General features: G+C 44.4%; 27 protein-coding genes. 8 read left to right on the top strand and 19 right to left on the bottom strand.

All coding sequences use genetic code 11. The annotated features are described in order from the left end of the window. Nucleotides 1-175: 175 nt before the first annotated feature. The 3 genes from LWP20_RS12255 (at nt 176) to LWP20_RS12245 (ending at nt 2363) form a co-directional block, all read left to right on the top strand. Nucleotides 176-1021 carry a universal stress protein gene (locus tag LWP20_RS12255; RefSeq protein ID WP_242928434.1) on the top strand — a complete coding sequence of 282 codons (846 nt, stop codon included), beginning with the start codon at nt 176-178 and terminating at the stop codon, nt 1019-1021. Nucleotides 1022-1128: 107 nt separating this feature from the next. Next, nucleotides 1129-2019, top strand: a complete 891-nt coding sequence (locus LWP20_RS12250; RefSeq protein WP_242928433.1) for a diacylglycerol/lipid kinase family protein — start codon at nt 1129-1131, stop codon at nt 2017-2019. Beyond that, nucleotides 2016-2363 (top strand): translation initiation factor, encoded by a 348-nt coding sequence (locus LWP20_RS12245; protein WP_242928432.1) that lies wholly within the window; start codon nt 2016-2018, stop codon nt 2361-2363. The genes LWP20_RS12250 and LWP20_RS12245 overlap by 4 nt, the downstream gene beginning before the upstream one ends. Before the next feature lie 64 nt (nt 2364-2427). Here LWP20_RS12245 and kdsB read toward each other — a convergent pair whose 3' ends face one another. The 5 genes from kdsB to LWP20_RS12220 form a co-directional block, all read right to left on the bottom strand. Next, nucleotides 2428-3162: a 3-deoxy-manno-octulosonate cytidylyltransferase gene (gene kdsB, locus LWP20_RS12240; RefSeq protein WP_242928431.1), complete on the bottom strand. Its 735-nt coding sequence runs from the start codon at nt 3160-3162 to the stop codon at nt 2428-2430. 56 nt (nt 3163-3218) lie between these two features. Next, on the bottom strand, nt 3219-3926 hold the full coding sequence (locus tag LWP20_RS12235) for a DNA alkylation repair protein (RefSeq protein WP_242928430.1): 708 nt from the start codon (nt 3924-3926) through the stop codon (nt 3219-3221). A gap of 80 nt (nt 3927-4006) precedes the next feature. Further along, nucleotides 4007-4351 (bottom strand): hypothetical protein, encoded by a 345-nt coding sequence (locus LWP20_RS12230; protein ID WP_242928429.1) that lies wholly within the window; start codon nt 4349-4351, stop codon nt 4007-4009. A 60-nt stretch (nt 4352-4411) separates the two neighbouring features. Beyond that, nucleotides 4412-4750 carry a hypothetical protein gene (locus tag LWP20_RS12225; RefSeq protein ID WP_242928428.1) on the bottom strand — a complete coding sequence of 113 codons (339 nt, stop codon included), beginning with the start codon at nt 4748-4750 and terminating at the stop codon, nt 4412-4414. 90 nt (nt 4751-4840) lie between these two features. Further along, the gene (locus LWP20_RS12220; RefSeq protein WP_242928427.1) at nt 4841-6091 is read right to left on the bottom strand and encodes an NfeD family protein; all 1251 of its coding nucleotides are present in this window, start codon (nt 6089-6091) and stop codon (nt 4841-4843) included. A gap of 143 nt (nt 6092-6234) precedes the next feature. Between LWP20_RS12220 and LWP20_RS12215 the strand changes: the two genes are divergently transcribed. The 3 genes from LWP20_RS12215 (at nt 6235) to LWP20_RS12205 (ending at nt 9279) form a co-directional block, all read left to right on the top strand. Beyond that, a complete protein-coding gene (locus tag LWP20_RS12215) occupies nt 6235-7068 on the top strand; it encodes a DUF4905 domain-containing protein (RefSeq protein WP_367615750.1) in 834 nt (277 codons plus the stop codon). 23 nt (nt 7069-7091) lie between these two features. Further along, nucleotides 7092-8048: a LysM peptidoglycan-binding domain-containing protein gene (locus tag LWP20_RS12210; RefSeq protein WP_242928425.1), complete on the top strand. Its 957-nt coding sequence runs from the start codon at nt 7092-7094 to the stop codon at nt 8046-8048. Nucleotides 8049-8502: 454 nt separating this feature from the next. Further along, entirely contained in the window at nt 8503-9279 is a 777-nt protein-coding gene (locus LWP20_RS12205; RefSeq protein ID WP_242928424.1) for a TIGR02757 family protein, read from the top strand. Between the two features lie 22 nt (nt 9280-9301). Here LWP20_RS12205 and chrA read toward each other — a convergent pair whose 3' ends face one another. The 5 genes from chrA to LWP20_RS12180 all read right to left on the bottom strand — a co-directional run bounded on the left by chrA (nt 9302) and on the right by LWP20_RS12180 (nt 12921). Then, the gene (gene chrA / locus LWP20_RS12200) at nt 9302-10435 is read right to left on the bottom strand and encodes a chromate efflux transporter (RefSeq protein ID WP_242928423.1); all 1134 of its coding nucleotides are present in this window, start codon (nt 10433-10435) and stop codon (nt 9302-9304) included. Next, a complete protein-coding gene (locus tag LWP20_RS12195) occupies nt 10428-11279 on the bottom strand; it encodes a sulfurtransferase (protein ID WP_242928422.1) in 852 nt (283 codons plus the stop codon). Before LWP20_RS12195 ends, chrA begins: the two co-directional genes overlap by 8 nt. Before the next feature lie 118 nt (nt 11280-11397). After that, entirely contained in the window at nt 11398-11973 is a 576-nt protein-coding gene (locus LWP20_RS12190; protein WP_242928465.1) for a pyridoxine/pyridoxamine 5'-phosphate oxidase, read from the bottom strand. Continuing rightward, a complete protein-coding gene (locus LWP20_RS12185; protein WP_242928421.1) occupies nt 11970-12416 on the bottom strand; it encodes a GNAT family N-acetyltransferase in 447 nt (148 codons plus the stop codon). Before LWP20_RS12185 ends, LWP20_RS12190 begins: the two co-directional genes overlap by 4 nt. Before the next feature lie 49 nt (nt 12417-12465). Further along, nucleotides 12466-12921, bottom strand: coding sequence for a NanQ anomerase/TabA/YiaL family protein (locus tag LWP20_RS12180; RefSeq protein WP_242928420.1), 456 nt, complete (start codon nt 12919-12921; stop codon nt 12466-12468). A gap of 173 nt (nt 12922-13094) precedes the next feature. On the opposite strand from LWP20_RS12180, the gene LWP20_RS12175 reads away from it, so the two are divergent. Next, on the top strand, nt 13095-15482 hold the full coding sequence (locus tag LWP20_RS12175) for an endonuclease MutS2 (protein ID WP_242928419.1): 2388 nt from the start codon (nt 13095-13097) through the stop codon (nt 15480-15482). Nucleotides 15483-15538: 56 nt separating this feature from the next. On the opposite strand, the gene LWP20_RS12170 is transcribed toward LWP20_RS12175, so the two are convergent. From LWP20_RS12170 to murB, 4 genes are all read right to left on the bottom strand, one after another. Continuing rightward, nucleotides 15539-15985 carry a hypothetical protein gene (locus LWP20_RS12170; protein WP_242928418.1) on the bottom strand — a complete coding sequence of 149 codons (447 nt, stop codon included), beginning with the start codon at nt 15983-15985 and terminating at the stop codon, nt 15539-15541. A gap of 302 nt (nt 15986-16287) precedes the next feature. Continuing rightward, nucleotides 16288-16713 (bottom strand): hypothetical protein, encoded by a 426-nt coding sequence (locus LWP20_RS12165; RefSeq protein ID WP_242928417.1) that lies wholly within the window; start codon nt 16711-16713, stop codon nt 16288-16290. A gap of 112 nt (nt 16714-16825) precedes the next feature. Beyond that, nucleotides 16826-17257: a hypothetical protein gene (locus LWP20_RS12160; protein ID WP_242928416.1), complete on the bottom strand. Its 432-nt coding sequence runs from the start codon at nt 17255-17257 to the stop codon at nt 16826-16828. 99 nt (nt 17258-17356) lie between these two features. Continuing rightward, nucleotides 17357-18373 carry a UDP-N-acetylmuramate dehydrogenase gene (gene murB, locus LWP20_RS12155; protein ID WP_242928415.1) on the bottom strand — a complete coding sequence of 339 codons (1017 nt, stop codon included), beginning with the start codon at nt 18371-18373 and terminating at the stop codon, nt 17357-17359. A gap of 207 nt (nt 18374-18580) precedes the next feature. Here murB and LWP20_RS12150 point away from each other — a divergent pair, with 207 nt between their 5' ends. Continuing rightward, a complete protein-coding gene (locus LWP20_RS12150; protein ID WP_242928414.1) occupies nt 18581-19768 on the top strand; it encodes a THUMP domain-containing class I SAM-dependent RNA methyltransferase in 1188 nt (395 codons plus the stop codon). 166 nt (nt 19769-19934) lie between these two features. Here the strand turns inward: LWP20_RS12150 and LWP20_RS12145 are convergent, their stop codons facing one another. The 5 genes from LWP20_RS12145 to murA all read right to left on the bottom strand — a co-directional run bounded on the left by LWP20_RS12145 (nt 19935) and on the right by murA (nt 24082). Next, nucleotides 19935-20777: a 1,4-dihydroxy-2-naphthoyl-CoA synthase gene (locus LWP20_RS12145; RefSeq protein WP_242928413.1), complete on the bottom strand. Its 843-nt coding sequence runs from the start codon at nt 20775-20777 to the stop codon at nt 19935-19937. A 155-nt stretch (nt 20778-20932) separates the two neighbouring features. After that, nucleotides 20933-21361 (bottom strand): DUF1810 domain-containing protein, encoded by a 429-nt coding sequence (locus LWP20_RS12140; RefSeq protein ID WP_242928412.1) that lies wholly within the window; start codon nt 21359-21361, stop codon nt 20933-20935. Nucleotides 21362-21499: 138 nt separating this feature from the next. After that, the gene (locus tag LWP20_RS12135; protein ID WP_242928411.1) at nt 21500-21811 is read right to left on the bottom strand and encodes a DUF6958 family protein; all 312 of its coding nucleotides are present in this window, start codon (nt 21809-21811) and stop codon (nt 21500-21502) included. An 84-nt stretch (nt 21812-21895) separates the two neighbouring features. Beyond that, complete coding sequence (locus tag LWP20_RS12130; protein WP_242928410.1) at nt 21896-22534, bottom strand: hypothetical protein; 639 nt, start codon at nt 22532-22534, stop codon at nt 21896-21898. A 243-nt stretch (nt 22535-22777) separates the two neighbouring features. Next, nucleotides 22778-24082 (bottom strand): UDP-N-acetylglucosamine 1-carboxyvinyltransferase, encoded by a 1305-nt coding sequence (gene murA, locus LWP20_RS12125; protein WP_242928409.1) that lies wholly within the window; start codon nt 24080-24082, stop codon nt 22778-22780. Nucleotide 24083: the final 1 nt, after the last annotated feature.

Genomic DNA, 24083 nt, shown 5'->3' with positions numbered 1-24083 from the left:
TTAAAGTATAAAACAAGAAGGGCCCACCATTATGGTGGGCCTTTCTTGTTTTATATGCTTTTGCAGCAGCCAAAAAAGTATAAAATAAGTATAGTGATATATGTCATGATTTAAATAAGAATTTACTTATACTTTCGTACATTCATAGAGCTGAAAACCCCAAACCGATAGAACCATGAAAAGGATTCTTGTACCTACTGATTTTTCCGAACAGGCAAAAAACGCCTTTGAAGTTGCCATTGCTTTAGCACGTAAAACCGGTGCCTCAATTAAGTTACTACATGTTATCGAAGCGCCTTATGCCCCAACCTTTAGTGCCACCGGCGATACATTTACACAAGACAACATGGAGCAGGTATACGTTCTGCAACTGCTGGAATCATCGCGCAGGCAGATTGCGGACCTGGCCAAAACTATTAGCCATGAAGGCGTAGACGTAGTGCAGGAAGTGGATGTGGACCGTGTAATTGGTAAGATCAGGAGAGTTATAAAAGAAGACCAGGTGGATTTGGTAGTGATGGGCTCAAAGGGCTCAAGTGGGTTTGATGAGTTTCTGATCGGCTCTAACACAGAAAAAGTAGTGCGCACAGCCGAATGCCCGGTACTTACCGTTAAGCGGCGCCACCCAAGTTTCGATATCAAGAATATTGTGCTGGCATCTGATTTTAAAAGGGAAATAGGGGCAGCTATCGAGAAGTTTAAAAGTATACAGGCGCTTTTTGAAGCCAAAGTGCATATGGTATACATTAATACGCCGGGCGCTTTTGAATCGAGCAGCAATGTTAAAAATAAGATGCAGAAAGCAGCTGAACGTTACGGCCTTACCAATTATACCCTGAACGTGTATAACGATGTAATGGAAGAAGATGGTATTCTGCACTTTGCCCAGGATATAAACGCAGACCTGATCATGATGGCTACGCATGGCAGAACCGGATTTGCACACCTTTTAAGCGGAAGTATAGCAGAGGATCTGGTTAACCATGCTGCCATACCGGTACTTACTTTTGCTATCAAGTAGAATATAAATAAAGTATAGAAAGCCGGATGCCTCTAAAGGTGTCCGGCTTTTTTTATTGTCCGCAGGAAAGGGTATTTTTGCTGCAACTGCATAATAGCAGTAAAAGTATGAGCGCACGCCCGCATATCCGTTTTATAATTAACCCTACTTCCGGCCCAAAAAGCAAAGTAGATGTGGCCGCAAACATCAAGTTATACTTAGACCATACAAAGTATAGCCACGAAATTGTGTACACAGCTTACGCCGGCCATGCGCCACTATTAGCCAAAGAGGCGGCAGATGCAGGCGCAGCTATAGTTGTAGCTGTTGGCGGTGATGGCACTGTAAATGAGGTAGCACGTGGCTTATTGCAAACCAATACAGCATTAGGTATACTTCCGAAAGGATCCGGCAATGGCCTGGCGCGGCATCTGCAACTGCCTCTTAACCTTACCAAAGCAATAGCTGTTATTAATGCGGGCCATACTTCTGCCATCGATAGTGGTAAAATAAACGGGCATTCCTTTTTCACAACGGCAGGTATCGGCTTCGATGCTTTTATAAGCTCTGTGTTTGCAGGAAGCACTCGGCGCGGTCTTAAAACGTATGTTGGTTTGGTGTTAAAGGAGGTACGTAACTATAAGCGTATTCCTATCCGGGCAAAAATAAACCATACCATACTTGATACTGAGTGCTTTGTAATGGCTTTTGCAAATGCGGCTCAGTATGGTAACAACGCTTACATTGCCCCCCTCGCCGACATACGCGACGGGCTTTTAGATGTATGCCTGGTGCGCCAGCTGGATATTCTGAAGGCTGTTAACCTGAGCTACTGCATGCTTACCAAACAGATCGCAAACCCGGGCAGCGCCGAATATTTTAAAGCCGATGCCGTAGAAGTAGAGACAGACCATAGCATTATGTTTCATGCTGATGGGGAATATATGGGCGAGGCAAGCAAGTTTACTGTGCAGATGCTGCCGTTATCTTTAAATGTTATTATACCAAAGTTGCTATGAGCGATAAAAATAAGAAAGGACGCCAGGGAGTAGTATATTCTACAAACTCCGACTTTAACTATGAGTATGAGCAGGAAAATGAAGCTGCTACATTGCCGCCACAACAGCAAAATCTGAAAGTGATGCTCGATAAAAAGTCGCGTGGGGGCAAGCAGGTAACCTTAGTTGAAGGCTTTGTGGGCACTGACGATGACCTGAAAGAGCTTGGCAAAATGCTGAAAAACAAATGCGGCGTAGGTGGCTCAGCCAAAGATGGCGAAATCCTGATACAAGGTGATTTCAGGGATAAGGTATTACAAACTTTACAGGCTGCGGGTTATAAAGCGAAAAGGGTAGGAGGATAATTTTGTAAGTATAAATTGTTGATCATCCTCCTGCTCCTTTTAAAGTATAGCTATTTGAGTTTTACTACATCAGGTGCTGCACTTTTTCTAGGTCTTCAGGCGAGTCTATGCCTATAGTTTCGAACTCGGTAAGGGCTGTGGTTATTTTAAAGCCGTTCTCCAGCCAGCGCAATTGCTCCAGCGATTCAGCCAGTTCCAGAGCAGAGGGAGGTAGCTGCGTAATTTGCTCCAGAATATCGGCGCGGTAACCGTAAATGCCAATGTGTTTGTAGTAAGTATGCTGCTTGTGCCAGATATCCTGGGGTACGTTGCGGCAATAAGGTATCGCCTGACGGCTAAAGTATAAGGCATCGCCAGTAGTGCTAAGCACAACCTTTGGCGCGTTCACATTAAACAGCTCTTCTTCGGTAGTTATCTTTTTTACAAGTGTGGCCAGCTGCGTTTGCGGGTTCCGGAAACAGGATGCCACTAAGTCTATCTGCTCTGGGCGAATGAACGGTTCATCTCCCTGAATATTAATGATATACTCAAAAGGCACATTGTATAACCTGTAAGCTTCGAAGCAACGGTCGGTGCCGCTTTGGTGGTGTTCAGCTGTCATTACGGCCTTTCCTCCGAAACCTAGAACATGCTCCAGAATCCGGGTATCATCGGTTGCAACTACAACTTCTGTTAAGCCGGATTTCTTTGCCTGCTCGTACACCCGTTGTATCATGGTTTTGCCATTAATATTGGTAAGCGGTTTGCCCGGGAAACGGGTAGAGGCAAAGCGGGCAGGTATGATACCGAGTACGTCCATAGTTTACAAGTATAAATGCGAGCTCAAATATACAGAAGTGATATCGGTTTAACAGGTTAGCAGCGGGCAGTTTTCTTCTTTTTACCGGCACGCCCCATTTTCTCCAGTTTCTCTATATAAGTATAGGCGTCCGGTGTTTTGCAGGCCGTTCCGTTCATATCAACCTGCACTTTGCCTATTGTTCCAGCTACTGCTTTTGCTTTTTGAGTTAGGGAGGGTACAAAACAGCCCATTGCAATTACAAAGCCGTTCATAGTATGGCGTACGCGGTTTGGGCTTTGGTGTATGGTTTGGGCTACATGGTCGAGTTGCCGGTTCAGGTACTCCAGGTCCAGTTCCGTGTCCTGCTTTATACTTGCAAGGCTCGATAAGGTAGCCCAGCCTGCGGTTGCCAGCCTTGTGTTATCTGATTGTATCCATTCTTTGGCCAGCTCAAAACCATAAGCGCTTTCTGATGCTACCCATGCCACTGTATGCTCGCTAATCATATACCAGTACGCCTGTTCGGCCCACAGCTGCAGGTCTTCTTTGGTTATGGCCTTTTCATCAGCAATAAGGCCGGCCAGGTACATGGCATCGGAGTTGCCGGTAGCATACAGTTCTTTTGAGAGTGTATGGCTCTTTTTAATTTTCTTCTGGATCGGTTTCAGGTCACCAACCTTTACGCCGAAGTAAGGCTCCTGCGCACCATGTTTCATCCATGTATTTTTAGTCTGCTGGCTACCCAGGCTTTCCAGCTGAAGCATGATCTCTTCGGTTGTCATTGTTGAGGTTTGTGTGAGCTGAACTCCGCGTTTATACTTTAACTTATACTTTAGGAGCTAAACAGTAAAGTATAAACAGGTTACTGCTTCTTCTTGATTGTGATAATTCTGATGCCTGGCATGGAGCGATCCTGGGTAGAAAGTCCGCAACGACGGTCTATGGTTTCGCCGGTTTCAGTGTAGGTTACTATTACAGGTATAGTAGTGTCTTCCTGTTTAAATTCATCGCCTATCACACTTTCATCTTCAGGTTTATAGTCTTTGCCGTCAATTGTCAGCTTAAAACCGCAACCATCTACCATATACTCACCCGACCATTCGAGTATGGCATCTGCATTTTCAGTCGTGTTTGTCATGTTTTTGCTGCAAGATGTAAAGGCAAGCGTTGTTGCCAGCAGGGCGGTAGTAATTAAGTTGTTTAGCATAGCAGGTGATGAAGTATAAATGCTGATTTAGTGGCTTTTGTAAATATACAGTTATTATGGCTATAACTCTTCTATGGAAAGTATTTTGATGCCTGGTAATTTTATAGGCGTGCTGCTGAAACCACAGGTATATTCGACAGGCTTGCTTAGTTCGGCAAATTTTACCTTCACTTGCATCGGAGTGTTTTGCTGAAATTTATCCGGAATATCATCTTCGTTCTCAGGCTTATATTTTTTTTCGTTTACTTGCAGTTTATAGCCGCAGCCATCTACAGCGTAATTACCTGACCAGTATAAAGTGGCTTCAGCCGTTATTATCTGCAGGTCGTCGTCTTCCTTGCAGGAAACAGTTAGAAGCAGCGCAAGCACAGCCGCAAAGTATAGTTTCAGTGGTTTCATAAGTTTAGGTTAGTGTTTTTCGAATCTATACTTTAAGGAGTACTTTTAGCTACGTATGGTTGCAAGGCTTTAATTAATAAGTAAACTACACTACACAGCCTTCTTTACGCGCAATGCAAAGGTGCTTTGGTCTATTACTTCCACGGTTTCGCCTTTTTCTATAAAGCCTTCTCGTGCCTGTGCATCATAAAGCACATCATCAATTAGTACACGGCCGGTAGGAGCCATGCGCGTATGGGCAATGCCGGTTTTACCAATCAGGTGCAGGGCGGAGTTGGCAGAACGATACCCTTCGTCACTCTGAAATGTGTTATGCAGCACCAGTTTGTTTAATGTGCGACTGCCCAGTATGCGGTTCCATGCCAGCACGATTACTGCTACTGCACCCAGCATACCAATCAGCACCGATAGCAGGCTTTTATTCAACTCTCCGGAAGGTACAAAAGTAAAATCGAAATTATCGTTGTTAACCATAATCAGCACTAACGACAGAAACACCAGTATAATGCCGCTAATGCCTGTTACCCCGAAGCCCGGAACCACCAGCACCTCCAGCCCGATGAGCACTAGGCCAACTATAAATAACAGAATTTCCCAGTTCTCGGCGAGGCCGTTCAGATAATAAGGTGTCAGGTAAAGTATGCCGGCAACTATAGCCGTTACCAGGGCAAAGCCAATGCCAGGCGTTTGCAGCTCAAAGTATAAACCACCCAGAATAAGCAGCAGCAAAATGCCACTTATCACAGGGTTCAGGAAAAAAGAGATGATCTTATCAGTAGTGCTTAGTTCGTAAGTTATCAGTTCGGCATCCTGCAGGTTAAGTTTTTGGAGCACCTCGTTTATGCTGTTGGCCTGCCCGTCGCAGAAGTTATACTTAATAGCCTCTGAAGTTGTAAAAGTGATTACCTGCCTGGCAGAAAGGGTAGAGTCTACACTGGCATCCACCATGGCTTCAGCCAGGTGCGGATCGCGGTTATTAGCTTCTGCGGTAGAGCGCATAATAGAGCGCATGTAACTCTGGTATTTGCCTGGTGCAGCCTGGCCATCAGCCCCTACAACGGTTGCAGCCCCAATGTTAGCGCCCGGCGCCATGTAAATACTATCGCAGGCAAGCGAAATAAGTGCACCAGCAGAGGCCGCATTTTTGTTGATGAACACGTAAACCGGTTTCGGAAACTCCAGCAATCTTGTCCGGATCTCATCTGCATCGTTTAAGGCGCCGCCAAAAGTATCCAGTTCCAGCAGCACATGGTCGGCACCGCTTCGTGTGGCTTCAGCTAGAGCAAGCTCGGTATAGCGGTTAGTGCGCGGGTCTATTTCGGCATCTATTTTCAGCAGCAATACCTTTTGTTTTTGATTTTGAGCTATTGCAGTATGCGGTATAAACACAAGGTATACCAATGTATAAAGAATCAGAAAACACAGATGCTTTGCCTTACTTTTCATAACTTAGGGCTGATTTAGTACAAGGCAATAAGTTAACAATAAAATACCAGGTTATACTTCCGCTACGTTTCAAATATGATTTTGGTGCCCCGGTCTGGCGCCTTCGCCCCGATACGGTTGCCAACAGGCTGGCCCTGGAAGTGCGCGATGCCGATTTACTGATTGCTCATTTTTATACTTTGGATTGCGCTACTTATACTTTACAGGAAATAAAACTGCCGCAACAACTAACCTGGTGGCAAGGCCTGGAAGATGCACACCAGGGAAAAGTATACATACATGGCTACGCCGACCGACAGCTGGGCCAGCATAAAGGTATACTTGCCCTAGAGGCCACAACCGGAAAGCCGGCATGGGAGAGTACCGGGCTGGCTTTTTATGGAATTGTAGCTGCTGGTATTCTTGCTTACCCCGCCACTGAACTTGAAGCGGATTATACATTGCTTGATGCAGCTTCAGGTAAAACAATGGAGTCAGGCATCAGCCAACTGCAAGCTACTGCTGCTGTAAACGATTTCGGCCGGCAGCGCTACAGCTTGTGCCAGTATCCGGTACTTTACAAAGAAGGCGAAACATACTTCGAGCAGGTTAGAGATTTTCTGAATGCGATGGAGTTTGAAGCCGGGCCAGTGCAGGCCCTGGAGTATGCCGAAACCGAAAACTGCTTTATCATTAGTTTTTACATAGCATCAGGAAAAGATAAATTAAAAAATATATTGCTTGTTTATGATCTGGCAGGGGAATTTCTGTTGCAGGAAACACTTGGCTGCGGATTAAGTGGCATAGGTTCAGATACTTTTTTTATATTTGGGGCTGATTTATACTTTATCCAAAACAGAGATATTTTAAAAGCATATCAACTACTTACATAGTATACTTATTACTTATAAAAGTCATGGTACGAGTTCTATTCTTCGCTCTCCTGGTGGTAGCACCCTTTTTATCATTTTCGGCATCTGCATTTAACCTGACAGCTGTGCGCGACTCTGTAGGAGTTGAACGCAAAAATGGGAAGTTCTTTTTGCAGCACCGCGTTGAGCCCGGTCAAACCCTTTATGCTTTATCAAGAAAGTATAGCGTTCCGGTTTCAAAAATAGTTGAGGCTAATCCGAAAGTACAGCAGTCCATTAACGTGGGCCAGATCGTACTTATTCCTCGCACTGCACCCGTAAACGCTGCTGTAGCAACTGCTGCTAAAACACCTGTTACTACAACGCCAGCAGCTACTGCCAGCAACCGTACTTTTACAGTGAGCGACAAAGGCGACAAAATTCATGTTGTGGAGTCCGGCCAGACGCTTTTCTCTATTTCGCGCATGCACGGAGTAACCGTTGATAATATTAAGCGCTGGAATAACCTGACATCAAACCAATTGAATGTTGGAGACCAGATAAAGGTTGGTAAAACCACTGCCACGCCAACTAAAAAACCGATTTACGTTGCTGAGGCCGACGAAGAAATTACAAAGCCTAAAACTACTGAAACAGCCACAGCTTCTGCAAGTCCTGCCAAAGCTGAGCCGGTTGCAGCAGCTACGGGCCGTGAGGCAACAAATGATGACGATGATAATGTTGCCGGTATAAAGAAGATTGTTGAAAGCGGTATGGCCGAAATGATCGATCCTAAATCTGATACTAACAAGTACCTGGCACTGCACAAATCTGCGCCGGTTGGCACTATTATGCAGGTAAAAAATGCGATGAATGGGCAGGTAGTTTATGTGCGTGTAATCGGAAGATTGCCTGAAACCGGAACAACTGATAAAGTGCTTGTTCGTGTTTCTAAAAAGGCTTACCAGAAACTAGGCGCCGTTGATGCTAAGTTCAGAGTTGAGGTTTCTTACATGCCATAGTGCTTCTGCTTAACAGAAATACCTGCAAAAGACCTGAGCTATTATAGTTCAGGTCTTTTGTTTTACATTCATTCCTGGTCTCTCGAAGGTATTGGAGATTTGTGTTTTATAGCTCAAGCTTGAGTTAAGCAGACCATACTTTCAAGTATACTTTACATTCTGAGTCTGACTTGTGCATCGTTTCATTTTATACTTTGGCTCGCTCCAGGCCGAGAGGCCTTGTCTTTGTGTTGAGCACTATGCTCCCAAACTATAGCCGTGGCTCCAAAGGCCTCCGGGCGTTTGCAAAACCTCGGAGCGTCCTATGTCAACACTTTTACGCTCGTAGGAGCTGCGCACGCTACGAGGTCTATACTTAACCTGATACAGATAAAAGACCGATTGATATAAACGGTACATGCAACCCCAGCACGTTTAATTAACTTACATAGTGAATTTACACGTATTTTAACCCATGAAACAAGACCTTGCCGCCATTAAAGCCTTACTCGATGACCGTGTGGAGAAGTATAACAGACCAGACTTTATTCCGAACGATCCGGTTTCTATCCCGCACCGTTTTACAAAAAAACAGGATATTGAGATCAGCGGTTTTTTTGCAGCTATACTTGCCTGGGGGCAGCGCAAAACTATTATCAACAACTGCATCAGGCTCATGGACCTGATGGACAACGCACCCCACGATTTTATACTTCAGCACCAGGAGCAGGATCTGCATCGCTTTCTGGGTTTTAAGCACCGTACATTTAATGATACCGATCTGTTATACCTGCTGTACTTTTTTCAGTGGTATTACAGGCAGCACGAGAGCCTCGAAACAGCTTTTACCGGGGATCAGAATCAAATTAAAACACAGAAGGAGCGCCTCATACATTTCCATGATCTGGTCTTTAGCCTCGAAGAAGCACCGCACCGGACTAAGAAGCATATTTCAACTCCCGCACGCAAGTCGGCCTGCAAACGCATGAATATGTACCTGCGTTGGATGGTGCGTAAGGATAATAAAGGCGTAGACTTCGGAATATGGAATAACATGAAGCCCGCCGACTTGGTTTGCCCCTGCGATGTACACGTAGAGCGTGTTGCGAGAAAACTGGGCCTGATTACCCGTAAAGGTATGGATTGGTTTACCGCCGAAGAGCTCACAGACCACCTCAGGGCTTTTGAGCCCAATGACCCTGTGAAGTATGATTATGCGCTTTTCGGATTAGGCATAGAAGAGAAATTTTGAGGGCGGAAGTATAAGAATTGCTTTATACCAGCATTAAAACATAACCCAGCAGCGCACCTCCTATTACCACCAGCGCGCTGTTCACTTTCCGGAAGCCGAAGGTCAGAATTATACTTACGAGAGCTATAACTATAGTTCGCCAATCGGTTATGGTATCGCGGCCCATTTCAAAGCAAACGGCAACTATAACCGCCACCGACGCTACATTCACAGCATCCAGGAAAGCAGCCATCAGTGTAGAATTTCGCATTTTCCGGACAAGCGGGTTAAGCAAAGCCACAAAAACAAACGAAGGCAGAAAGATACCTATAGTTGCCACAGCTGCGCCGATCCACCCATTCATCTGATACCCAATAAACGTAACCGACGAGAACACCGGCCCTGGGGTAAACTGCCCGACAGCAATCGCATCTATCAGTTGCTGCCGCGAGAGCAAGCCTTTGGCAACAAGCTCTGTATCCAGGAAAGCGAAAAGCACATACCCGCTACCATAAAGTATTGACCCGATCTTCAGGAAACTAAAGAAAAGTTTGGTGTTGCTGACAGCCTGTAATGCCGGGCCACCCAGCTTGGTAAAAGTAAGTATAGAAATGCCGTTCAGTGTAGCTCCGGGCTTTCTGGTACGGATTGCCGCTAATGCTATAGCTATCAAACCAGCACCAAACATCACATAGATCTCGCTGACCTGAAAAAGCGCCAGCACCAGGGCAACTACCCCGATTATACTTAAAGTAACAGTCTTCAGTGATTTTTTAGCCAGCGGAAAAACGGCTGCAAGTATAATGGCAATAATGGCTGGTTTAATGCCGTAAATAAAAGCCTGCAACTGTGGCAATTGCCCATAGGTTTTATAAAGCCAGGCAAAGAGTCCGGTTATAAAAACGGCCGGAAGTATAAAGCAAAGCCCGGCAACCAATAAGCCTCTCCAACCTGCTCTTTCGTTCCCGATGTGGATGGCCAGTTCGGTGCTGTTAGGGCCTGGTATTAAGTTGGTAGCGCCTATCAGATCCAGGAAGTGCTGTTCGCTCATCCACTTCCGTTTGGTTACCACTTCGTCCTGCATCATGGCAATGTGAGCAGCAGGGCCTCCAAAAGCTATAAAGCCAAGTTTCAGGAATAATTTTGAGAGCTCCTTTAGTTCTGAGTTTTTATGCATTCGTATCTTTCCCCTTTGCCATGGGCCTGCCACTTCTCGACCACTCGCTCCAGGAGCCTACGTATAGTTTGGGAATGCCCAGTCCGGCCTGGTCCATGGCAAGTATAGTATGGCAGGCTGTTACCCCGGAACCACAATGCACTATCACATCTTCTGCATTTCGATCTTTTAAAACCTCATTATACTTAGCGGCCAGTTCTTCCGGGGTCAGGTAAAAACCTTGCTGGTTCAAATTGGAGGAAAATGGAATGTTAACGGCGCCCGGTATATGGCCGGCTACTAAGTCAATAGGTTCTGTTTCGCCCCGGTAACGCGCGGCATCACGCACATCTATTACAAGTTTGGCTGGGTGATGTGTGACTTGCGCTACTTCGTTTATGGTTGCAACTGGCATTTTCCAGGTACTGTGCGGGTAAGGTGGCTGAGCTATAGGTGCTTCGGTGCTCGAGCTGGTAGGAACCCCAGCCTCAATAGCCGCATCGTAGCCACCATTCAATACCTGCACCTTTTCATGCCCGATAGCCCGCAACATCCACCAGAAACGCGCTGCCGCGTTGGCTCCATTTTTATCATCATACACTACCACATGGCTTTCCGGGGTAATACCAAGTTTGCCTAGCAATTCAGCAAAAACAGAGATATCTGGTAAAGGATGGCGGCCTCCATCAGCTGCATCAGCAGATTTGTGGGCCATCTCAGTTTCCAGGTCAACGAAAAGGGCACCTTTCAGATGTTCCAGGTTATACTTCTGTTGTATGCCCGGTCCTGTGCGCGCATCTATCAATACCAGATTCTTTTCTGAAAATATGGCTGCTAAATCATGTGTGTTAATGATTGGGACCATGGCTATAGTTTTATTGTGGTGGGTTTAGAATGTTAGGTAACGTTTAGTATAAAAAGCGTGCAAGGCCGTGGGCCGTAGCATGATTTATATATAGTGTTAGCTGCTGGCATTTTTCAATCTATGGTTGTAATGTTTGTAAAACCCATTTTTGGTTCTCTATTGTGTACAAATCCCGATTATGAAACCGGGTCGTTTTGAATTCTAAAAATTCAATTCGCGCAGGCTTTATTGTATAACCTCCCCAATATTCTGGTCTTCTTAGCTTATTATTTCCTGAGCTTTGCTCAATTCTATTATATTCCTCTATGAGTCCGTCTACATCTGTAATTACATGTCCTTGTTTGCTCACGATGGAAATTATTTGGCTGTCTTTGTTTCTCTCTGAAAAATATTTATCTGCAAGCGTTTTTGAAATCTGAGTTGCCTCTCCTTGGATTCTTACTTGCCTTTCTGTTTCAACCCACCAAAAAGTTAAAGCTACTTTGTTGCATAGATTTATTTCAAGTCCTTTTCTTGAGTTCAAAGGCCCAGTAATTACAAAACTATCATCTGATACCTCTTTTAAGGAGACAAATCGTGCATTAGGATAATTGTCTAAGCCAATGGTCGATAAACAACAAGCGGTAGGGATTCTCACTTGTGTCAAATTTAGCTCTTCCTGAAGCCATCTTTGAAAAATCATTATCGGGTTCACTGCCAATCTGCTCGGTTTAAGATGAAGCTACTTTCTTGCTTCACAAATCCAACTTTAGGATAATATTCCATAGCCGTCGGAACAGACAAGAGTAAAACCATTGATTGTTCTCCAACCCTTTCTTTTGTTAACTGTATTAATTTTTTACCGATACCTGCCTTTTTATATACTTCCCTTACTGCAAGGTCTGCTAAATAGCAACTCCATACCCAATCTGTTATAGAACGCGAAACACCAACTAATAAGTCCTCGTGCCACGCTGTTACAATTAGATTGGAGTTATCAAACATCTTTTGAATTCTTTCTTTGTCTCCTGTCGGGCGAGGCAAGCCGCAGTTGTCATAAAGTTCAATAACCTGCTCTGCAGTAGGTTTATCATCGAAGCTGTATTTTATATCCATTTTAGTTAAATAATTTAAAATCGTTTTAGTGCTTGCAGCCAACTACCGGATAACAGTAAACATACTTATCTGTACTATGTACAAAGTATAACTATGCTTCAACAGCAATCTTCAGCACAACTTTCCGAACTATACTTTCACCTGTAACCATAGCTGCATGGGCATCATCCGGGTAAAAAATGGTGAATGAGCCGGCCGGTACATCAAACCAGTTATCGGTTTTATCCGGAAAGAAAGCAGCTTCGCGTTCTTCGTTGTAGGGGTCATTTGGTTCATCACAAAGTGCCAGGTCTTTCCAGCCCATGTGGTCGGTACCCGAAATTACATACTGTATGTCGATGTACTTGCGGTGCACTTCCAGTTTATAGTTGTCTTTGGTTACGCCGGCCGCTTCCGAAACTATGGCGAATAGCTTTCTGCCTTCAATCTCCAAAACACCGGTAGCTATAGTTGCCAGGTCGGTTTCCTGCAAAAATTTAAAAGCCTGTGCAAAAAGCGGGTGCATGCAAACGTATCGGTCGGCATTGGAGAGTTTATCGAGAACCATCTTTGTAGTTAAGAGTGTAGGAATTTAAGAGTTAACGAGTTAAAAGTTCTGAGTTCTGAGTCTCGAGTTATGTGTGCGAAAAAACTCGTAACTCATAACTCGAGACTCAGAACTAAACCACAGGTTTTACTTGTTATAAAATGCTAAATTTGCCTTAAATTAAGAGATAACAATTGATCTATCCAGAAAATTTTGAAATAAAGATCGGGTTTGCACAGGTGCGCGAAATGCTGGCTGAGCTTTGCTTAAGTCCGCTGGGCCGCCAGTTTGTAAACCGCATGCAGTTCCTGAACCGCCACGACCTGGTACAGCGACTGTTACAACAAACCAACGAATTTAAACAACTGCTGGAGTCCGATGCCGAGATTCCGCTGAGCCACTATTTCGACGTAACCGCTTACCTCGACAGGGCGGCTATTCCTGGTACCTTCCTGGATGTGAGTCAGTTCTTCGAGATCAAGATGTCGTTACGCACCATCCGCGATTCGCAGCGCTTTATTTCCGGTACTGAAGAAGGGAAGTTTGAAGCGCTTAAAGCTTTGGGTGCAGACGTAACGGTAGAGCGCTCGCTGATAGCTGCCTTGGATAAAGTAGTAGACGATGCCGGTGCCGTTCGCGACGATGCTACCCCAGAGTTACAGCGCCTCAAACGCGACCTGATCGCGCAGCAGGCTATACTTCGCAAAACGATCAGCTCGATCATTCGCCATGCCAAAAACGAAGGCTGGACGCCTAGCGATGTGGAGCCAACGATACGCGGTGGCCGTTTGGTTATACCTGTTATTGCCGAGCACAAGCGCCGCATCAAAGGCCTTATCCACGACGAATCAAATACAGGGCAAACGGTTTACATTGAACCGGAATCCATCTTCGAACTCAACAACGATATCAAGGACCTGGAGAACGCTTATCACCGCGAGCTCATTAAGATTTTAACCGGCCTTACCAATACACTGCGCCATCACATACCTGAGTTAAGAAAGGCCTACCAGTATTTAGGTTTGCTGGACTTTATCCGGGCTAAGGCTGCCTTTGCGCGTAGGGTAGAGGCCACAATGCCACAACTGAACAAGTATCCGCACATTGCCTGGAAGCAGGCTATACACCCGCTTTTATACTTGTCGCACCGGCAGCTGGGTAAGCCAACCGTGCCGATGGACCTGGAGCTGACCCGTGACCAGCGTATCCTGTTGATCTCCGGCCCTAACGCAGGTGGTAAATCGGTGAGTTTAAAAACGGTAGGACTGGTGCAGTATATGCTGCAGACAGGTATGCTGATTCCGGTAGCCGATGGCTCGGAAGCCGGCATTTTCCACGATATTTTCATCGACATTGGAGATGAGCAGTCAATCGAAAACGACTTGAGTACCTATAGTTCGCACCTGACCAACATGAAGAAATTCGTGACGGTAGCCGACAGCAAAAGCCTGGTGCTGATAGATGAGTTTGGTACGGGTACTGAACCGGTGCTGGGTGGCGCTATTGCCGAAGCCGTGCTGCAAACCCTGAACAATAGCAAAGTATACGGTGTGATAACCACACACTACACCAACCTAAAGAACTTTGCCGAGAAAACACCGGGTATAGTGAACGGTGCTATGCGTTACGACCATAAGCATCTGCAACCGCTTTACCAACTCGAGATCGGGAAGCCGGGTTCGTCGTTTGCCATCGAGATCGCCCGTAAAATTGGTTTGCCGAAAGCTATAGTTGATAAAGCCAGCAGCCTGGTAGGTAAAGACAAGATCCGGTATGACCGCCTGCTGGAAGAGCTCGAAACCGAAAAGCAGGAATTGGAAAAGAAGCTTGCTGAAGCTACAAAACTGGAGCAGAAGCTGAAGCGCAATGTAAAAGAATACAACGACCTGAAGAACTTCCTGGAAGAGAGCAAACAGGACGTAATGCGCGAAGCCAAAGGCAAAGCGAAGCTGTTGCTGAAGGACGCCAACCAGAAAATTGAGGCCACCATACAGCAGATAAAGCAGAGCCAGGCCGAAAAGGAAAAGACCAAGGAAGCACGCCGCGACCTCGAAACATTTGCCAACGAGCAGGTACGCAAAGATGAGCCGCGTCCGGCACATAAACGCATTACAACAGGTGGGCCACTTAAAGAAGGCGATACGGTAGCCTTAATAGGGCAGGACTCTGTTGGACAGATTGTAAGTATAAAAGGCAAAACTGCTGAAGTGATGTTCGGTGGACTTAAAACAATCGTTAAGGTAAACAACCTGGAACGCGCCGAAGCCCAGACTAAAAAGCAGAAGAAAGCCGAAGAAGGCTATACCCGTGGCATGAACATTACGCAGCGCATGGCCGGTTTCGGAAGCACACTGGATATCAGAGGGGAATATGCGGAAGATGCGCTAACCAAAGTAATGAACTTTACCGACGAAGCCATAATGCTGGGCATCCCGGAAATCAAGATCATACACGGTCGTGGCAACGGTGTACTTCGCCAGGTTGTGCGTGATTATTTATACTCGGTGCCGGAAGTAGCCAGCCTGGGCAGCGAAGCCGAAGAACGCGGCGGCGATGGCGCTACCTTAGCAGTTCTGAAATAGAAACTATAAAGTATAAAAAAGGCTCCCGGTTGGGGAGCCTTTTTTATACTTTATAGTTATTTTTTGAATCTGACTTCAGCTTCTATCATTGTTCCACTCTGTGTATCTTCAAGCGTCATCTGAAGGAATAATTCTGAGCTGCTCAGCTTATTTATCTGTGCGGTCTCTGATCCATTAGAGGCATTTTTGTCAAAAAGTATCGCCTGCTGGTTGTTTGTAAACTCCCATGTTCCGGTGTACGGAGAAGGTTGAAGCATGTCGCCCTGTATAGTATAGGAGCCATCTGTATTGAATTTTAATTTCCATGTTCTGATATCCATTCCTTTGTCCCGAAACGACTGGGTTTGATCTACATCATCAACATAAATGGTATTTCCCGTCCATTGAGAAGTTGTTAAAAGTACTGTTCGGGATGGTTCTGCGTCATCATCGTCATCGCAACTAGTTAGTGGAACTACTGCAATAAACAGTAACAAATAAATGAGTAACTGTAATTTCTTCATACTTTAAAAATTTAGTAATTAATAATATAATTTTAACTCATATGGGCTTAGTTAAAATCAATATTGATATTATTATAAATAATTACGATGCGATTTAGGTGTAAGTTATTGATATTTATCAGTTTACAAGATAAATGATGAAGGAGATTAATCTTAAACACAGCAAAAAGCTACCTGTAGAAGTGAAAAATTTATAGCTGTAATATTGATTTTAAGTTAAAGGAAGGATAAAAGGAACGAATACCAATAAAAAAGGCTCCCGATTGGGGAGCCTTTTTTGTTAAGTATAGATTGAAATCCGGTTATGGCTTATTTATGAACCTGAACTCTAATGTATGATTTATACCTGTATCGTCGTCAACTTCCTCAAACTGTACATTAAAATTTGTAGCGCTTAGCAGCAATATTTTTACGTTTTCTTCGTCGCCTGTACCCTTATCAAGAACTAACTTCTGTTCGTTGTCTGCAAATTCCCAAGTACCTATAATCGGGTTTCCATCGAATTTAAAAGTATAGTTACCATTTTTTTCAAACTTGAATGAAGTTTGAGTCAGATCCACTCTGCTGGTTACATCCACTCCATCAAGAAACACATGGTTGGCTTGCCAGGTTGTTGACGTAAGTAAATCGCGGCGGCTTGGTTCTTTGTCTTCGTCATCGCCACATCCCAACAGTACAAGTACAAAAAGTGCAGCAAACAGATAATTTAGTTTTCTGAGTTGTTTCATATATGTTCGACTTTAGATTGCGTAATGCCTACATTTGTATTTTATAAATATAATTTATGGCTTAATACGAAATCTGATAAGAAAAGAACAAATAAATCAGGTAACTTCAGGATTATTTTATTAACTGTACTTCAGCATTATACGTGAGGCTGCCATTCTGAGCCACCTTAATCATGTCGAGGTTAGAAGAAGTAAAGTTCTTGATCTCCATCTCACCAAGCAGGTCAAAAGCGAGTTTGGTTTCGTTGTTTGTAAACTGCCAGGCACCTGTGGTAGTTCTTGGGCCGCTCTTATCTGTATAAGTTGCCGTGTAAGAGCCGTTGCGGTTAAAATTCAGGCGCAGCGTTTTAATATCCAGCAACATGTCCTTTATCTCCGGCCTGTCCGATACATCGAGCCCGGCAACCAGTACGCGGCTGCCTTTCCATTCATGCGAGGTAAGTATATCGGTTTTGGTAGGCTCGCTGTCGTCTTTATCGCAACTACTAAATACGGTAAGGGCAAAAAGTAAAGAAAAGAAATAGAGTAATTTATTGGGCTTCATATAGAATTGCTTTTAGTGTTTACAATTCTATATATCGTATGCGCTATAAATAAGTTTAGGTTGTTTCGGTTAAAGTATAGTAAAGTATAGATATAAAACCTAAAGTATGTTTACTTCGGGGTGCAGGCTGATGCCAAATTTCTCTTCAACAGAATGAATAATGTCGTAAGCCAGGGCACGAACTTTATCGCCGGAAGCGCCTCCATAATTTACAAGCACCAGGGCCTGATTTTTATGAACGCCATAGTTTTCAATTACTTTGCCTTTCCAGCCGCATTGCTCAATAAGCCAGCCTGCCGGCACTTTTACCATCGTTTCGGATACCGGGTAGGCAGGCATAGTTGGGTACTGGTACTTGAGCACATCGTATAAAGCCAGCGGAATTTCAGGATTTTTAAAGAAACTGCCGGCATTTCCGATTTGCTTCGGATCTGGCAACTTGCTGCGGCGAATGTGGCAAACAGCCGCGCTTACATCCTGTATGGTTGGTTCCTGTATATTCATTTCCTGCAGCGTGGTACTGATGGCGCCATAGGAGGTATTAAGCTTGTGGTTTTTGTGCAGCCTGAATGTTACCCCAGTAACTATAAACTGGCCCTTCAACTCGTTTTTAAAGATGCTCTCGCGGTAGCCGAAACGGCAGGCTTCGTTATCAAAAGTATGGATTTGCCCGGTTTCCAGTTCAACGGCTTCCAATTCGTAAAAAATATCTTTCAGCTCTACACCGTATGCTCCAATGTTCTGTAAGGGCGCTGCGCCCACCGTGCCCGGAATAAGGGAAAGATTTTCGGAACCACCCAGGTTATGCTCCAGGCAATACACAACAAACTCATGCCATACTTCGCCGCTGCCTGCTTTTACATAAGTATAAGCATCGTCCTCGCGCAACACCTCAATGCCTTTTATACAGTTCTGAAGCACAATGCCATCGAAATTTTTCGTGAAAAGCACGTTGCTGCCGCCGCCAAGTATAAGTTTCTCTTCCTGTCTTAATTCGGGCATTTGCAGGAGCTCCTGCAGCTCGGCCACGCTGTCGAAACGCGCGTATAGCTTGGCTTTAACATCAATCCCGAATGTATTATAAGGTTTAAGCGAAAAATCGGCCTGGAGTTTCATAAGCAGTAATTTCCTGTAAAGATAGAATTACTAGTTAAGAGTTAAAAGTTATGAAGTATGAGTTATGTAGGATAGTAAACCGGTTTACAGCTCAAATTTGATCTCGTTAATTCTGAATTTACAGAAACGATAATAAAACCGTACTTAACTTTTAACGCTAAATTCTGAACTCTTCAAGCTATCTTTGTAACATTATAACGATAGATTATGGCGAAACAGAAACCAAACGGCAACTTTAACATGGTAGCCACCACACTGGCAGGCTTAGAAGAGGTACTGGCTGCCGAACTGCAGGCCCTTGAAATGGATTATATTAAAGTTGGTACCCGTGCTGTTACCTTTTCGGGTACGTTGCGCCAGCTGTACGAAGCTAACCTATGGTGCCGCACTGCCATTCGCATACTTAAACCTATCCGCACGTTTAAAGCCCGAAACGAGAAAGACCTGTATGAACAGGTACAGAAAACCGACTGGAGCGAATACCTGGATCTGGATAAGACTTTTGCCATAGATGCTGCTGTAAGCCACTCTACCTTTGAGCACTCGCTGTTTGTAGCCCAACTTACCAAAGATGCTATCGTGGATCAGTTCCGTAAGAAAACCGGCGAGCGCCCTTCTGTAGATAAAAACCGGCCCGATCTGCGCCTGAACCTGCACATGCACGAAAACATGGTAACGCTGTCACTGGATTCGTCAGGAGATTCGCTGCACCGCCGTGGTTACCGTTTGCAAACCAACGTAGCGCCACTAAACGAGGTACTGGCTGCCGGAATTATTGCCCTTACAGGCTGGGATAAAAAATCTACTTTTATTGACCCTATGGCCGGTTCCGGTACTTTCCTGATAGAGGCCGCCATGATGGCACAAAATATTGCGCCCGGTTTATACCGCCGCGATGGATATGGTTTTGAGCGTTGGAAAGATTATAGCGAAGAGCTTTTCAGTATGGTTTGGCGCACGGCAGAAGCTAAAGAAAAACGCGAGCCTCAGGCTGAAATTATAGGTTATGATATTGACCCTGATTACGTGCAGGCTGCCAAAAACAATATTGAGAATGCCGGTCTGGAGAACATCATTACAGTAAAGCAGGCCGATTTCTTTACCACACAAGCCCCGTCTGAGCATGGAGTGCTGGTAATGAACCCGCCTTATAACGAACGAATTCTTTCAGATGATATAAACCTGTTGTATAAGCAGATAGGGGATACGCTGAAGAACAATTACCAGGGCTACGATGCCTTTGTATTTACGGGTAACCTGGATGCTGCCAAAAGTATAGGTTTACGCGCGTCCCGCCGCACACCGCTTTATAATGGCGCCATAGATTGCCGTTTGCTGAAGTATGAATTATATAGTGGGAGCAGAAGGAGAGAAGAGCAGGCGAAAGAAGTATAGCTTTGGATGTTAGCCAGAGTGAAATTTCGTTAGATCTCTTAGCGATCCCGAAAGCCTTCGGGAACGCTAAGAGGGCTTCATACATACCTAAATCCTGACTCTGACATAAAAAACAAAGGCCTGCTACAGCTAAGTAGCAGGCCTTTATTTATAATTTATACGTTAGTTAGGAAATCCAGGGAATGTTGCTAAAGTCGGGCTTACGCTTCTCCAGGAAAGCATTTCTGCCCTCTTTGGCTTCCTCGGTCATATAGGCTAAGCGGGTAGCTTCGCCGGCAAAAACCTGCTGGCCTACCATGCCGTCATCGGTCAGGTTAAAGGCAAACTTCAGCATTTTTATGGAGGTTGGTGATTTAGCCAGAATTTCCTGAGCCCACTCGTAAGCGGTGTCTTCCAGTTCATCGTGCGGGATAACAGCATTTACCATACCCATATCGTATGCTTCCTGGGCAGAGTAATTACGACCTAAAAAGAAGATCTCGCGGGCACGTTTCTGACCTACCATTTTAGCCAGGTAAGCCGAGCCGTAACCACCGTCAAAGCTGGTAACATCGGCATCTGTCTGTTTAAAGATTGCGTGCTCTTTGCTGGCAAGTGTCAGGTCGCAAACTACATGCAAACTATGGCCACCGCCAACAGCCCAACCCGGCACAACTGCTATAACTACCTTAGGCATAAAACGAATAAGGCGCTGTACTTCCAGGATGTTTAAACGCGGAATACCAGTTTCATCTACATACCCCTGAAAGCCACGCGCATTCTGGTCGCCGCCGCTGCAGAAAGAGTAAACACCATCTTTGGTAGAAGGGCCTTCGGCAGAAAGCAGCACCACGCCTATGCTTGTATCTTCGCGTGCATCCAAAAACGCATCGAACAGTTCAAATACGGTTTTAGGGCGGAATGCATTGCGCACGTTTGGCCTGTTAAAGGCAATGCGGGCCACACCGCCTGATTTTTTATAAGTTATATCTTCGTATTTCTTAACGGTTTCCCAATTTGCTTTGCTCATATTTCGAATATTTACACCCAAAGGTAGCTTATTCTATACTTTAGCTCAAACGCTTTTATGCCGGAGTGGCGAAACCACTACGAGTTTTTGTTATTCCCTACTATTGGCAAGTATAAAATATGGTTGAGAACAAGAAAAGCCTTCGTTAATTTAAGCTATTCCTCGTTAAGCAGGTGCAGCGTTTTTGTGTCTTTCACCCCGTTAAAATACTTATCCAGCACCTGCTGAAAAACTGAGTTCTCCTTACTAACTAAAGCGAATAAGGTCATACTGGATTTTAACTTTACATCATCCGGACTACCGAAAATTTCCGAAGCTGTCTTTCCATTAATGTTTAATAATGCTTCTGTTATTTCCTGTAACCTGGCGCCCAGTATAGTATGGTTTAAATAAGCAATGGCCTCTTCTTTGCTCTTGATCGCATAAAACCTTGAAGTCTCGCTGAAGCCTAAGCCATCCAGCTGAGGGAAAATAAACCACATCCAATGGCTTCGTTTGCGGCCACTTTTTATTTCAGCCAGAGCCGATGGGTATATTTGCTCCTGTGCCGATAAAAACCTGTTTAAGTTGTAGCTGTCGCTCATGGTAGTATTTTATACTTTGTGCATCATAGGTATACGTGGCGTAGCAAAGTATACACTGTTAGAAAAGCACCAATACAGAAACAATTTATATTTTGAACACAGCCCCATTATAAAGCATTACGATTTTAAAGCTGGCAACTATAATATTTGTTTATCACCCTGCTTTGTAATCCCGAATTTTATAGGTGCTTTGACTCCTGTTCGCTTAATTTCATTTCTGGCTTCCAGGTCAAGTTTAACCCATTCCAGGTGCCATGCGAGCGAACCTTTAAAAGCAGTTTCGTTATTTTTAAAGTCTTCGGTTACTGCCTGTAAAATTTCCGTGTGAGTAGATTCGCCTTTTAACATTAGGTGCTTTAAAAGCGATTCTTTTAATAAAGTATATTTGTCCTCATTCATGCTTACAGCTTTCTTGCCAGCCGGATGTAAGAGTTGCATTTTTAGCTCCATGGTGTTGGGGAGTGAACGGTTAGTTTAAAAATCATGCTAGGCCGTCGGCCGAAGCATGATTTTTAAACAATGTTACCTGTTTTTTTATTTACACCACAATGCAATCGCTTGGTCAAATTGCACATATCGTGAAGCTGTCCACCATTTAAAAGGGTACTTTCCTTTTTGTGTTACATTTAGCTCAATTATTGAATTCCATGATGAAACTACTGGCTTAGCATCAGAAGGGTCAAGCAACAACAACCTAGAAATCCCCTTTTCTTTATTTTCTTCAAATCCAACAGCTAGCATCCAATGTCCACCGCCTGAAAAGTTGATTCCAATAATAGTTGGGTGATTTTCTTTTAAATGCTGAATTGTGAAATTTGTTAAATCTTTGTTTTTAGTTTCTCGCGTTTCTGTGTGAATTAAGCTACCATAATTTTCCAGCAATATCTTTTCTAAATCATTTAGGTAAGTTCCGTGCTTGAATAGGCTTGCATAATCGTTGTTTAACTTATTTATCAGCTTACCTAATCTTGTCCGTCCATCTGTATTAAATGAAGTTACTTCGTTTCTGTCTGCCAATCCTAAAGTTAAAAGCCCCATGAAAATACTGTAAGGTCCACAAGCACCATCAATAGAACCTTGGTTAAGGAAGACTTCTTGTAAATAACCTTTTCCATTATTTGCCTCTGGCCCACATTCGGTTGTTTCAAGTTGGTCAATAATGTGTATTGCCATATTAATTATAAATTACTGGTAATTAGTAGCTGGCACGGGTATCTACTCCCGTTATCTGCGCTAAGGGCGGTGTTATTAGTTCGTAAAATCTAATATAACATATTACTCTTCTAATATAAGAACTATATGCTATACAAGTGCATCTTTCAAGCAAATTACATAGACTGAATTAGCTGCAAACAAAAAGAGCACACCTGCCTTAGGTGTGCTCTTTTTATACTTCTAAAGTATAGTGCTTATACTTTAAATTCTTTTTATTTGTGCGCCAAGGGCGTTCAGGCGGCCATCAATGTTCTGGTAGCCACGGTCTATCTGCTCCACGTTTTCAATAACGCTACGCCCTTCTGCCGACAGGGCAGCTATAAGCAGGGCAACACCGGCACGGATGTCAGGAGAACTCATGGTAATACCACGAAGCGGTACCTGCTTATCATTACCAATAATAGTAGCGCGGTGCGGGTCGCAAAGTATGATCTGGGCACCCATGTCAATCAGCTTATCGGTGAAGAACAGGCGGCTTTCAAACATTTTCTGGTGTATAAGTACAGTACCTTTTGCCTGTGTTGCAACCACTAAAGCCACGCTCAGCAGGTCGGGGGTTAAACCTGGCCAGGTATGGTCAGAAACAGTAAGTATACTACCGTCGATGTAAGTATCAACTTCATAATTGTCCTGTGCAGGGATAAAGATATCATCGCCGCGGAATTCCATTTTTATACCTAAGCGCTGAAAAGTATCTGGTATCAGGCCCAGTTCCGGTATCTGGCAATCCTTTATAGTTATTTCTGAACCTGTCATGGCGGCAAGTCCTATAAAAGAACCAATCTCGATCATGTCTGGCAGCATGCGATGCTCTGTACCACCCAGTTTCTCAACACCTTCTATTACAAGCAGGTTTGAGCCTGTGCCGGTAATTTTAGCGCCCATACGGGTAAGCATACGGCAAAGCTGCTGTACATAAGGCTCGCAGGCTGCATTGTAAATCGTAGTTGTGCCTTCAGCCAGCACAGCTGCCATAAGAATGTTAGCCGTTCCAGTTACAGAAGCTTCATCAAGCAGCATGTAAGTGCCCTTCAGCTTATCAGCAGTTACGCTGTAAAAACTATCCTGGGTATCGTAGCTAAACTTAGCGCCCAGCTTTTCGAACCCGATAAAATGAGTATCTAGGCGGCGGCGGCCAATTTTATCGCCACCTGGTTTTGGCAGCTTTGATTTTCCAAAACGAGCCAGCATCGGGCCCACGATCATCACAGAACCACGTATAGCGCGGCCAAGTGCTACAAAAGATTCTGTATCGAGATAATCCAGGTCAATGTTATCTGCCTGGAAAGTATAAGTATCCGGGTTGTTTTTCTCAACCTTAACACCGAGGTTTTGCAGTAGCTCGATCAGTTTATTTACATCGCGGATATCCGGGACGTTGGAAATGGTAACGGGCTCTGATGTTAGCAATACTGCGCATAACACCTGAAGTGCCTCGTTTTTAGCACCTTGTGGGTAAATATCTCCTTTTAGCTTGTTGCCGCCAATTACTTCAAATGAAGCCATT

This window comes from Pontibacter vulgaris, from assembly GCF_022758145.1.
GTDB lineage: Bacteria > Bacteroidota > Bacteroidia > Cytophagales > Hymenobacteraceae > Pontibacter > Pontibacter vulgaris.
The sequence above is the reverse complement of the archived record's forward strand: the minus strand, read 5'-3'. Positions and strand labels throughout refer to the sequence as shown.